Source organism: Lysinibacillus boronitolerans JCM 21713 = 10a = NBRC 103108 (assembly GCF_000772935.1).
GTDB lineage: Bacteria > Bacillota > Bacilli > Bacillales_A > Planococcaceae > Lysinibacillus > Lysinibacillus boronitolerans.
Genome location: NZ_JPVR01000059.1, coordinates 55071 through 67314, shown reverse-complemented (window position 1 = coordinate 67314; position 12244 = coordinate 55071). Strand labels below are relative to the sequence as shown.

General features: G+C 38.6%; 10 protein-coding genes. 1 reads left to right on the top strand and 9 read right to left on the bottom strand.

Features of this window, described 5'->3' with window-relative positions:
- Nucleotides 1-83 precede the first annotated feature (83 nt).
- The 7 genes from CD31_RS03630 to CD31_RS03600 form a co-directional block, all read right to left on the bottom strand.
- Nucleotides 84-1490 (bottom strand): YfcC family protein, encoded by a 1407-nt coding sequence (locus tag CD31_RS03630; RefSeq protein WP_036075835.1) that lies wholly within the window; start codon nucleotides 1488-1490, stop codon nucleotides 84-86.
- A gap of 596 nt (nucleotides 1491-2086) precedes the next feature.
- Nucleotides 2087-2302, bottom strand: coding sequence for a DUF2642 domain-containing protein (locus CD31_RS03625; protein ID WP_036075833.1), 216 nt, complete (start codon nucleotides 2300-2302; stop codon nucleotides 2087-2089).
- Nucleotides 2303-2373: 71 nt separating this feature from the next.
- A complete protein-coding gene (dtd, locus tag CD31_RS03620) occupies nucleotides 2374-2814 on the bottom strand; it encodes a D-aminoacyl-tRNA deacylase (protein WP_036075831.1) in 441 nt (146 codons plus the stop codon).
- A 32-nt stretch (nucleotides 2815-2846) separates the two neighbouring features.
- The gene (locus CD31_RS03615) at nucleotides 2847-5042 is read right to left on the bottom strand and encodes a RelA/SpoT family protein (protein WP_016991633.1); all 2196 of its coding nucleotides are present in this window, start codon (nucleotides 5040-5042) and stop codon (nucleotides 2847-2849) included.
- A 205-nt stretch (nucleotides 5043-5247) separates the two neighbouring features.
- Nucleotides 5248-6162, bottom strand: a complete 915-nt coding sequence (locus CD31_RS03610) for a pseudouridine-5'-phosphate glycosidase (RefSeq protein ID WP_004226737.1) — start codon at nucleotides 6160-6162, stop codon at nucleotides 5248-5250.
- Nucleotides 6163-6166: 4 nt separating this feature from the next.
- Nucleotides 6167-7258: a carbohydrate kinase gene (locus tag CD31_RS03605; protein WP_016991634.1), complete on the bottom strand. Its 1092-nt coding sequence runs from the start codon at nucleotides 7256-7258 to the stop codon at nucleotides 6167-6169.
- 113 nt (nucleotides 7259-7371) lie between these two features.
- Nucleotides 7372-8622 carry an MFS transporter gene (locus CD31_RS03600; RefSeq protein ID WP_036075830.1) on the bottom strand — a complete coding sequence of 417 codons (1251 nt, stop codon included), beginning with the start codon at nucleotides 8620-8622 and terminating at the stop codon, nucleotides 7372-7374.
- Nucleotides 8623-8806: 184 nt separating this feature from the next.
- Between CD31_RS03600 and CD31_RS03595 the strand changes: the two genes are divergently transcribed.
- On the top strand, nucleotides 8807-9265 hold the full coding sequence (locus CD31_RS03595; protein ID WP_036075828.1) for a MarR family winged helix-turn-helix transcriptional regulator: 459 nt from the start codon (nucleotides 8807-8809) through the stop codon (nucleotides 9263-9265).
- A gap of 36 nt (nucleotides 9266-9301) precedes the next feature.
- Here the strand turns inward: CD31_RS03595 and CD31_RS03590 are convergent, their stop codons facing one another.
- Both CD31_RS03590 and recJ read right to left on the bottom strand, forming a co-directional pair.
- Nucleotides 9302-9814, bottom strand: coding sequence for an adenine phosphoribosyltransferase (locus tag CD31_RS03590; protein ID WP_016991635.1), 513 nt, complete (start codon nucleotides 9812-9814; stop codon nucleotides 9302-9304).
- 35 nt (nucleotides 9815-9849) lie between these two features.
- Entirely contained in the window at nucleotides 9850-12168 is a 2319-nt protein-coding gene (recJ, locus tag CD31_RS03585; protein ID WP_036075827.1) for a single-stranded-DNA-specific exonuclease RecJ, read from the bottom strand.
- Between the last annotated feature and the right edge of the window lie 76 nt (nucleotides 12169-12244).

Below are 12244 nucleotides of genomic sequence, written 5' to 3'. Positions count from 1 at the left end.
AAAGACTGTAGGCAAACTCAAAATTTCATTGAGTTTGTCTACAGTCTGAGCTGTGGATGATAACATCCACAGCTTTTTCATATTTAAGATATTCCTAATGCTACCGCAGCAATTAGCGCCAGACAGGCAATCACTGCCCACCCAAGAATCATCTTCCAGATAAACTTAATCCACTTTTCATACGGGATACCTGCAACAGCTAAATACGCCATTAATGCAGAGGAGGTAGGGATAATAGAGTTCGTTAAGGAATCTCCATATTGGAAGGCTAAAACAGCCACTTGTCGCTCTAATCCTAATAAATCAGTGATTGGAATCATAATCGGCATTGTTGCTGCTGCCTGTCCACTACCAGATGAAATAAATAAATTTAAAAGAGCTTGTATAAATAACATACCGATTGCACTAATAGCATGTGGCAAATGTCCAATTGTTTCTGATGCTGCATAAACGATTGTATCAATAATTTTCCCCTGCTCTAAAACAACCGTAATAGCACGGGCAAAACCTACAATTAAAGCACCAAATGTTACAGCCTTGGCTCCCTCAATAAAGGAATCAAAGATAGTAGCAGGTTTTAAACCACCAATTAATCCTGCAACTAATCCCATAATTAAAAAGGATGCCGTTAGCTGCGTTAAGAACCAGCCCCAATTAAAGACACCATAAATATTAAAGCCAATTCCACAAGCCATGACAATAAATACAAATTTATGCTTTCCAGTTAATGTAGGAATGTCAATCGCAGAAACATTGGATTTAGCTTTTTGCTCAATATCATAAATGACACTTGCCTGTGGGTTCTTTTTCACCTTAAAAGCATAGCGAGATACATAGAAAATAGCAAAACCTAATACAAAAACATAGACAACAGCACGGAAGCCAATCCCTGAGAATAATGGTACATCAGCTAATGATTGTGCAACACCTACCGTAAAGGGATTAAGCATTCCTCCGAAAAATCCACTGGCGGCACCAAGTGTAATCATAGCTGTTCCTGTTACAGCATCAAAGCCCATCGCACGAGCAATGGCCACACCAATCGGTACAAAAATAATTGTTTCTTCCGCCATCCCCATTGTAAAACCACCAACAGAGAATAAAATCATCGATAAAGGAATCAGTAATTTCTCTCTGCCCTCTAAAGCTTTTACTCCTTTATAGACACCTGCCTCAATAGCACCTGTAGAACGAATAATACCAAAAACACCACTGACTAAAAAAATGTAGAAAATAATTTGAGCCCCTTTTTCGAGACCCATTGGAATCGCTGTAAACATTTCAAAAAAGGAAACTGGTTCACTCTCAATATGATGATAGCTTCCATCTACAACGAGCATTCGCCCTTCTTCATCCTCTACACGTTCAAACTCACCCGCTGGTATGATATAGCTTGCAATACCTGCTAAAAAAATAATAGCAAAAATAATCGTATATGTATGAGGTACTTTCAACCAGCTTTTCTTCTTTACCCCCTGCTCATTTTCCATTAAATCACGCTCCTTTTTCTGATTTAGACATTAGCAGTATATTGTCGCTATTTGTCGCTAATTGAAAATAAATATACATGAGTTTAAATTTATTGTAAAGTATTAATTTTCTATTATTTCAGAAAGCACACACTGCCGTTCCTTATTAAACCTCTTATTCCTCTCCTATAAACACAGAAAGTTATATACACATAATCGAATACTAATGTGCATTTCCATCGCCATATTTTGTTTTCTAAAATAATAATTATATCTCGATGTCACAAATTGTTTCTTATTAAGACAGAAGCAATGTGCAGTGGTGTTGGAGAAGATAGAGTTGATATGATTGTCCTTCGATTTTTTAACCAAGAACTTCAGGAGAAAAATCAATCATGAAAGGCTCAAAGGTTGTATGTAGGAGGAAAAAATTGGAGGTTAGCTATCCATGAGGAATCAAATGATTTATTATTTTTAGAAAATAATATTCAACTGTTTTGATAATTTTTAGTTTCTGGAACTACATTTACTATTATGAGATTACTATTTGCAATAAACAGATAAAAAAAGAAAAAGAACCTTCTATCATTTATTATGATTTGAAGGCTCATATTTTTTCATTTTTTTATAGTTTCCAATGTAACCCATACAATTTCCTCCATTCGAATGAAGAAAGGCGTACGATTCATCTCAAGAACCATATGGTCAGGTAGTATGGATAATAAAATACCTTGTTGAATATTTTTTGCTGTTTGCACAACTACTGCCTGACCAATCATCATGCTAAGAGTTTCGTATAAATATGGATTTGTTATACTTCTCGTCTGCGTCATGTTTAAGACACTCCTTCCTATAAAACTAACCATACTCTTTAGTATATGAAGGAATTATAGGAAATGTTCCATTATTTTGACTCTAGAAGAATTGTGACTGGACCATCATTAATTAGTGCTACATCCATCATTGCACCAAAAATACCTGTTTCCACATGTAAGCCATGCTCGCGTAATGCCTGATTAAAAGCCTCCCACAGTGGCTCAGCTGCTTCTGGTCTAGCTGCGTTGATAAAACTTGGACGATTCCCTTTTTTTGCATCCCCATACAACGTAAATTGTGAGACGGATAAAATAGCGCCCCCATGCTCTAAGATCGAATGATTCATTTTTCCATCTGCATCTTCCCAAAGACGTAAGTTAGCTACTTTTTTTGCTAAATAGGCAACATCCTCTTGTGTGTCTTCATGTGTGATTCCCACTAAAAGAACATAGCCATGATCAATTGCTCCTGTAACCGTTCCGTCCACTGTTACAGAGGCAGCTTTACTGCGCTGTAATACTACTTTCATGTACTAAACCCCAATTCTATATTGCCTATCAATTAGTTAATGACACGCTGCACCGAATAAATATCAGGTGTTTGTTTAATTCGCTCAACTACTTTATGCAAATGTGAAATATTTGAAATAGAAATTGTTAAATGAATTGTTGCCATTTTATCACGGTCAGCACGACCACTTACTGCTAAAATATTTGTTTTCGTTTCACTAACAATTTGCATGATTTCATTTAAAATGCCAGGTCTGTCAAAGGCTGAAACTTCAATATCAACAGGGTATTCCTTTTTCTCAGGAATGACACCATGCTCCCATTCCACTTCAATTAAGCGTTCCTGCTCATCCTCAATTTGAATATTTGGACAGTCCTCACGATGGACAGAAACACCTCTACCCTTCGTAATAAAGCCTACAATATCATCGCCAGGAACGGGCGTACAGCAGCGAGAAAGTCGAATGAGCATATTATCAATACCCTTTACAATAACGCCCGATTCCGTACGTTTTTGTGGAATTGGATTTTTCATTTTTTGTTCGATTTTTTCTAGTGCTTCTTCCTGCTCACGTTCTTTACGACGTTTTTCAGCTAAACGATTCACAACCTGCTGTGCAGTAATCCCATTCACACCAACTGCCGCATACAAATCTTCTTCATTCGTATAGTTAAATTTGTCGCATACCCGTTTTAGGTTTTCAGAGGACAGCGTTTCCTTTAAATCGAAATCCTGAGCACGGATTTCTTTTTCAATCATTTCTTTACCTTTGACAATATTTTCTTCACGCAGGTGTCGTTTAAAGAATTGCTTTATCTTATTCTTCGCCTGCGAGGATTGAGCTATTTTTAGCCAATCGCGACTCGGACCAAAGGATTGTTTCGAAGTTAAAATTTCAATGATATCACCCGTTTTTAATGGCGTATCAAGCGGTACCATCTTCCCATTAATTTTCGCTCCAATCGTACGATTTCCCACTTCGGAATGAACGCGATAGGCAAAATCAATAGGAACAGAACCTGCTGGCAGTTCAATGACATCGCCTTCAGGTGTAAAGACATAAACCATATCAGAGAATAAATCAAATTTTAAGGATTCCATAAATTCCTCTGCGTTGGAAGATTCATTTTGGAACTCTAAAATTTCACGGAACCACGTTAATTTTTGATCGACATTCTGCTTTTGATGATCGACGTTTTTGCCTTCTTTATACGCCCAGTGCGCCGCAATCCCGTACTCTGCAATTTTGTGCATTTCCTTTGTACGAATCTGTACCTCCAACGGGTCACCATAAGGCCCAATAACAGTCGTATGTAGAGACTGGTACAGGTTTTGTTTTGGCATAGCAATATAGTCTTTAAAGCGTCCTGGCATTGGTTTCCATAGTGTATGCACGATTCCTAATACGGCATAGCAATCTTTAATACTATCGACAAGAACACGAATGGCTAATAAATCATAAATTTCATTAAACTGTTTCTTTTGTAACACCATTTTTCGATAGATACTGTAAATATGCTTTGGTCGACCATAGACATCTGCGTCAATTTCAACCTCATTCAGTTGTGATTTCATCTCAGCCATCACATTTTCTAAATAAGCTTCACGTTCATCACGTTTTTTCTTCATCAGACTGACAATACGATAATATTGTTGTGGGTTTAAATAGCGCAGTGCTGTATCTTCAAGCTCCCATTTTACAGTCGAAATTCCAAGACGATGAGCAAGTGGTGCAAAAATCTCGAGCGTCTCTTTCGAAATGCGTCGTTGCTTCTCAGCAGGTAAATGCTTTAACGTACGCATATTATGAAGACGGTCTGCTAGCTTAATGAGAATAACACGGATATCTTGCGCCATAGCCACAAACATTTTTCGATGATTTTCTGCCTGCTGCGCCTCTTTTGATAAATATTTAATTTTCCCTAGTTTGGTAACACCATCAACAAGCACGGCTACCTCTTCGCCAAATTCACGTACCAAATCATCCCGCGTAAAATCCGTATCTTCGACAACATCATGTAAAAAACCTGCTGCTACAGTTTCCGGGTCCATTTGTAATTCAGCTAGAATACCTGCTACTTGTACTGGATGAATAATATACGGTTCACCAGAGCTACGGAATTGCTCAATATGGGCATCCCTTGCTAATTCATATGCTTTTTTCACGAATGCGACATTTTCATCATTCATGTAGGATTTGACTAACTCAAAAACGTCCTCAGGAGTCAAAATTTGCTCTTTCGCCATAACATGTCCACCTTGCTCGTCAAATTTTTCAGATTAGATATAAACTTAATTGTATAAAATATTGTGGCCTATTGTAAAGAGACTGTATCATTTAGTTTAGTTAATCTCGTGAACAGATCGAAAAACGGAAAAAATATCCTTCTTTTTAATAAAAAAGACCCTTTGCGACTTCACGTCACAAAGAGTCCTTGTTTCGACAAATGGATTAGTGTAATTGATTGTAAGCTACAGCAATTTTCGCGCCGACTACTGCATTGTTTTTCACTAATGCAATGTTGGCATCAAGACTTTTACCTTCTGTTAATTCTTTAACTTTGCCAAGTAAGAATGGTGTAACGTTTTTACCTTGAATGCCATTCTCTTCTGCTTCAACTAAAGCTTTTTCAATAATGTTTGTAATAAATGCATGCTCTAATGCTTCCGCTTCAGGAATTGGATTTGCAATGACAGCGCCACCTTTTAAGCCTAATTGCCATTTCGCAGATAGCATTGCTGCAATTTCTTCTGGCGTATCTAACTGGAAGTTTACATCGAATCCACTTTGACGTGTGTAGAACGCTGGTAATTCATCCGTACCATAACCAACCACTGGCACACCTTTTGTTTCAAGATATTCTAATGTAAGACCGATGTCTAAAATAGATTTTGCACCTGCACAGATAACGGCAACATTTGTTTGAGCTAATTCTTCTAGGTCAGCAGAGACATCCATTGTTGTTTCTGCACCGCGGTGTACACCACCAATACCACCTGTAACAAAGATTTCAATACCTGCAAGCTCTGCACAGATCATTGTCGCTGCAACTGTTGTAGCTCCTAATTTTTTCGTTGCTAGTAAGTAGCCTAAGTCACGACGTGAAGCTTTCGCAACACCTTGAGCATTACCGAACATTTCTAGCTCTTCATCCGATAGACCAATTTTAATTTTCCCATCAATTAATGCAATTGTTGCTGGGACTGCACCATTATCGCGAATAATTTGCTCAACTTCACGCGCAGTTTGCACGTTTTGTGGGTATGGCATACCGTGTGAAATAATAGTTGATTCTAATGCAACGATTGGTAGACCTTTTGCTTGTCCTGCTTTTACTTCTTCTGATAATACGATGAAATCTTTCATGTTGTTATTCCTCCATTTCATGTTTCAACAAATCTACTGATAATTCAGGTCTTACTGTATAAGGAGATGCCAATGTATTTTTTGCATTGGTTAATCCAGCATCAATACATGTCTCAAAAGATTGTCCAGTCAGCCAACTGTGAATGACAGCGCTGACAAAGGCATCTCCTGCTCCTGTCACATCTTCAATTTTGTCAATCACTTTAGCGGCAACATGACGAGGTGCAATCGTTGCAGATGCTGCATAAACACCCTTGCTGCCAGCTGTGATAATGACATGCTCCGCACCTAGTTGTAGGAGCTGTTGTAATGCTTTTTCATAATGGGTAGCGTTTTCAATTTTATGTCCAACAATTGTTTCCGCTTCATCTGTGTTACAAATAAACCAAGTTACGCCTTGTAATGTTTCAGGTAGTCGATTCATTTTTGGCGAAGATACTGGCACAATAACAAGTGGAATATCACGAGCAATGGCTACTTGCTGGATATACGCCACTGTTTCTTTTGGACAGTTTAAATCCAAAATAAAACAGCCTGCGTTTACAAGCATCGTTTCATGTTTTTTCAACAAGCTAGGTAACAGAAGGTCATAAACCTCCATATTTGCTACAGCTAGTGCTAGCTCTCCTTGTTCATCCATGATGGCAGTATAAGAACCTGTAGAAGCCTCTGCAAGCTGCTCTACATAACGTAGATTCATAAAGGATTCCGAAGCCTCTTGGATCACTTGCCAATCAGCATCCTTACCTGCCGTTGTTAGTAACGTCACTTGGTGATTTAATCTGCCTAAGTTTTCAGCAATATTTCGACCAACACCACCTACACTAAAGGAAGAACTGGCAGGGTTAGATGTTCCAAATTGAACATTGCCCTTAACATGGAATTTGCGGTCTAAATTAGCTCCACCGATGCAAATAATTTCATTTTCCTCGGGTAATATATAAGCACGACCTACAATTTTTCCTTGCTTCGTTAAACTAGACACTAAATTAGCAAGCACAGGACGCGACAGATTCATTGCATCTGCCATTTCTTGCTGAGACATAAACGGATTCTGGCGAATTAAAGCAAGCACCGCCTGTTCTCTTTCATTCATAGCATCACCTTTTATTATATTTGTTTATATTATAAACTTTTGTTTGCGTTATGTCAAAAGATTCTTTATTAAAAAAGTTGAACCTCATCTTACTGAGGTTCAACTTTTTTTGTTTATGCTTGCTGAGGTGTTTGTTTTTTTACAATGATGACGAATAAACTGGCCATTGCACAAAACATTCCTGCAAGGAAAAATGCCCATGTATAGGAATTAAAAAATTTATAAATTAGCCCTCCACCATACGCAGCAACCGCCGCTCCTGCTTGATGTGAGGCAAATATCCAGCCGTAGATAATACTGCTTTTTTGCATACCAAAAATTTGTCGCGTCATACTGATAGTTGGTGGCACTGTAGCAATCCAATCTAGTCCGTAAAAGATGGTGAAAATCGTTAATAAAACAAATGATCCTTGCGCGAGTGCGTAAGGAAGCAATAAAAGAGATGCGCCTCTTAACAGGTAATACCAAAACAATAACCATCGATTATCGAAGCGATCAGATAACCACCCAGAGGCAGTCGTGCCTAATAAATTAAAAATGCCCATAAAAGAAAGAAATGATGCTGCCGTGACTAAAGGAACGCCAAAGCTAATACAATAAGAAACAAAATGAGTACCAATTAATCCGCTTGTCGATAGCCCACAAATAAAAAAGCTGCCTGCTAAGAGCCAAAATGCTTTAACCTTAATCGCCTCATATAAACCTTTAAAAGCCATAGCTATTGGATTCTTCTTTTGTTGTATTTGTTGTTCCTCTATAGCCTCCTCTTGTCCATAAGGAGTTAACCCCATATCCTGGGGTCTATTTTTTATAAAAAGCGCAATCATGAAAAACATTATAATACTAAGGAGTAGCATTAATGTGATAGCCCATCGCCAAGAATAGTGTTCAATAATGATAGCTAGAACAGGTAATAAAATTAACTGGCCCGTGGCTGTACTTGCCGTTAAAATACCAACCGCTAACCCTCTTCGCTTTACAAACCAATGATTCGCCACATATGGACTAAGGACAGTTAAAAAAAGACTCGCACCAAGACCAATAATGCCTCCCCAAATAACGATTAGCTGCCAGGATTGATTCATCAAAAATGTTAAAGTCATTCCTAATACTAAAGTTGCCATGGCACCTAGCATCATTTTCTTTAGGCCAATGACTTCAAGCAATGCAGCCATAAATGGACCAGATATGCCATATAAAAACAAACTTACAGCAAAAGCTAAAGCAATGGTTGAACGATCCCAGTGAAATTCTTTTTCAAGAGGATCGATAAACACGCCAGATGATGACATCGTAATCCCTGCGACAATTATCGAGAAAAATGTGACGATTAAAATAAACCAACTATAATGAACACGCTTCACCTCAACACCTTCTTTTCTTTGATAGACTACAAAACATGTATATACATGTTTAAGTCTGCTTATTTCATTTATATGTATATACATGTATAATGATAGTAATCGTTCATAAAGCTGTCAAGAAGGAATTTCTAGTTATTGGGTGTATACTGATAATTAGTAGAATCCCCTTAAAGGAGTACTGTCGATGAAGAATCAACTTAAAAATATTGATTATACACAAATTTGTGTTTGTGCAAACCTTAGAAAAAAAACAAGGGTCGTCACACAATTATATGATAAGCTGCTACAGCCTACTGGTTTAAAGGTTACACAATATTCAATGCTTGCACATATCGACCTTCAACAAGCTGTCTCAATCAGCCGTTTAGGTGAAATTTTACAGCTGGATCAAACCACTGTAACACGTAATATTAATCTATTAAAGCAACATGGCTATGTTGAATTAAGACGAGATACAAATGATGCTCGTACCAAAAAAATTACACTTACTGAAAAAGGATTAGAAAAACTGCATGAAGCAGCACCTATTTGGCAAGGAATTCAAGATAGAATCATTGAGGACATTGGAATGGAGAAATACGCCGATTTCTATGATACCTTGCGAACAATGCAACAAATCATTCAATCCTATGATGAAGTATAAAAAGCGCCCTCATTGTAGGGCGCTTTTGCAATGCTCTTAATATTGAATAAGTGTTTTAATATTTAAATCGCCAAGCTTGTCTCGACCATTTAATTCTAAAAGTTCAATTAGGAATGCACAGCCTACTACCTGACCACCTAATTGTTCCACTAAACGCACTGTTGCTTCAACTGTACCCCCAGTTGCTAATAAATCATCACAGATTAACACCTTTTGACCAGGCTTAATTGCATCGTGATGCATTGTTAATGTATCTTTTCCATACTCTAGACCATAGTCCGCACTAATCACCTCACGCGGTAATTTACCTGGTTTACGAACAGGTGCAAAGCCAATTTCAAGTGCATAAGCTACTGGACAACCGATAATAAACCCACGAGCCTCAGGGCCAACTACAATTTCTGCTCCTACTTCTTTTGCATATTCTACAATTTGATCTGTCGCATATTTGTAGGCAGGTCCATTATCCATAATTGTCGTAATATCTCTGAAGGTAATGCCTTCTTTTGGCCAGTTTTCAACCGTTGTAACGTATTGCTTTAAATCCATATTCTTGCTCCTTCTACGAAACGTTATTCGTCCGTTTATGTTAATCGTTCATCAAACCATTGTTTTAATTCTATATAAGGAGCATAGACAAGCTTTTGCTCCATTTCAATCTGTTCTGAACGTTGTTTGTAAGACGGTGCCTCTGTTAGTGCTTGTTTTGGCGCATTCACGTTGACAGTCGTCAGTCCACTCTCCATTTTAACAAAACCAAGCTCAAAAAACACCTGTGTCATAAATTTTAATGTATCTAATGGCCACCCCGTATGCTTCGCTAAATCTGCGATATGCATATCAAGCGGAAAGGCTGGTCGATTTTTTAAGAACTTGTAATACCAAGCAAATTGCTCACGAGTAGGTAAACCACTGAAGTATTGCGAGTCAGGCATATAAAAATGAGCATAAATACGTGAAGGGGCTGTCTTCTGTAAAACGTCTTCTAGCTTTTGAACATTGTGTGGCAAGTCTAAGAGCACAATGTAATCACTTTGTTCAATATTTGAAAGGGCTGGGTCAACCAATGTAATAGGTGCTCCAATTAATGATTGATAATAGGTCACCGTTTCAGGACGAAAGGCAATAAATTTAGCCACGTCCTTCGGTACCGTATTCAGCCATCGAGCTGTTTGACGGATACCCCGAATATCAAAGAGTTGCCATTCTGTTGTTTGGACATCCTCGATCATAAATTGGGCTTTTTTACGTCCCTGCCATTCGTTAATTTGCAAATCACCAATAAAGGAAACTTTGATGCCATACGTTAATTCATCATGTAGATGCCCTTTGTTAAAACCAACACTATCCAATTTATCATAGCCGTTTGTTATTTCCATTTTAATGTGATTCTCGGCCGCTCCAATTTTACGCATGGAGGCGATTTCTACATCCTCAAGCACATACACAGGCTTCGGGAAATCGGTGCCAAATGGTCCTAATGTTGATATTTCCTCAATAGCATCTGCTGAAATTTCGTCAATGCTGAGTGGTATATCAATATGCACGACAGGTGTTAATTGCTCCTCAGTTAAACAGGCTCTTGCCTGAGCATCCAAGCGAGTACGTAATTCATCCACATGCTCTAATGATAGGGTCATACCTGCAGCCATAGGATGTCCGCCAAAGTGTGGTAAAATATCTCGATTTTTAGCTAGTTCATTATATAGATGAAACCCTTCAATACTTCGAGCAGATCCTTTTGCTATGCCCTTTTCGGGATCAAGTGACAGCACAATCGTTGGACGGTAATACAGTTCAACGAGACGTGAGGCTACAATTCCTACAACACCTGCGTTCCAGCCCTCGCCAGCAACAACAAGAACTAAGGAATTGCCGATTTTTTCATCTGCTTCAATCAGTGCGATGGCTTCATCTGTAATACTTTTCACAATATCTTTGCGCTCGGTATTGCAAGCATTCAGCTTTTTTGCCAATGCAGTTGCCTTAGCATTATCCTCCGCCATTAATAATTCGACACCAGGAGTTGCCTCACCAAGTCGACCAACAGCATTTAACCGCGGACCAAAATAAAAGCCAATCGTTTCTTCTGTAATTTTCGTTTGTTCTGTACTGGCTATGTCACACATCGCTTGTACCCATGGACTAAGTGAACGACGCATTTCTTGTATGCCCCGCTTCACGAGATAACGATTTTCGTCCACTAACGGAACCAAATCTGCTACAGTGCCAATCGCCACAAATTCGATGAGATGGCTTGGTAGTTCACCATATAGAGCATGTGCCAGCTTAAAGGCAACCCCTACTCCCGCTAACTCGCCAAATGGATATTGCCCTTCTGGTATTCGGGGATGAAGAATAATATCTGCTGGTGGTAGCTCCTCACCTGGTTCATGGTGATCTGTCACAATGACATCCATACCAAGCTCCTTCGCTACCCTTATAGGCTCAATACCAGATATGCCATTATCCACTGTAATGATTAGCTGTACACCCTCTTCATAGGCCTCCCGAAATAGGGCTTCATGCGGGCCATAGCCATGGATAAAACGATTAGGAATTTTAAAGGAGACGTCCGCGCCAAGATCTAGTAAAACATGTAACATAACAGTTGTGCTTGTCACACCATCTGCATCATAATCACCATACACTAAAATTTTCTCACCATTATCTAGTGCATGTTCAATTCGTGCTACTGCTTCCGCCATACCATGCATAAGAAATGGGTCATGGATATTTGCCTCAGTCATATTTAATAAGCTTTCTGCGTCAGCCGTTGTTTCGCAACCTCGTGCTGCTAAAATTTTTGCTGCAATCGCAGAAAGTTGTAAGTCATTTTGTAATGCTTGTACAAGTGTTGCGTCAGGACGCTCTACCTGCCATCTTTTTTTCGATAGAATCATCTTCTCACTTCCTTACGAAAGCTATTATACCGAATTTCTATAGGTTGCGCACTATCCGTTAGATTGATAGTTTTAT

What these genes read in the sequence shown, in the direction of transcription:
- CD31_RS03630 (WP_036075835.1), bottom strand. Translation starts at nt 1,490, where the DNA reads ATGGAAAATGAGCAGGGGGTAAAGAAGAAAAGCTGGTTGAAAGTACCT.
- CD31_RS03625 (WP_036075833.1), bottom strand. Translation starts at nt 2,302, where the DNA reads ATGACGCAGACGAGAAGTATAACAAATCCATATTTATACGAAACTCTT.
- dtd (WP_036075831.1), bottom strand. Translation starts at nt 2,814, where the DNA reads ATGAAAGTAGTATTACAGCGCAGTAAAGCTGCCTCTGTAACAGTGGAC.
- CD31_RS03615 (WP_016991633.1), bottom strand. Translation starts at nt 5,042, where the DNA reads ATGGCGAAAGAGCAAATTTTGACTCCTGAGGACGTTTTTGAGTTAGTC.
- CD31_RS03610 (WP_004226737.1), bottom strand. Translation starts at nt 6,162, where the DNA reads ATGAAAGATTTCATCGTATTATCAGAAGAAGTAAAAGCAGGACAAGCA.
- CD31_RS03605 (WP_016991634.1), bottom strand. Translation starts at nt 7,258, where the DNA reads ATGAATGAAAGAGAACAGGCGGTGCTTGCTTTAATTCGCCAGAATCCG.
- CD31_RS03595 (WP_036075828.1), top strand. Translation starts at nt 8,807, where the DNA reads ATGAAGAATCAACTTAAAAATATTGATTATACACAAATTTGTGTTTGT.
- CD31_RS03590 (WP_016991635.1), bottom strand. Translation starts at nt 9,814, where the DNA reads ATGGATTTAAAGCAATACGTTACAACGGTTGAAAACTGGCCAAAAGAA.
- recJ (WP_036075827.1), bottom strand. Translation starts at nt 12,168, where the DNA reads ATGATTCTATCGAAAAAAAGATGGCAGGTAGAGCGTCCTGACGCAACA.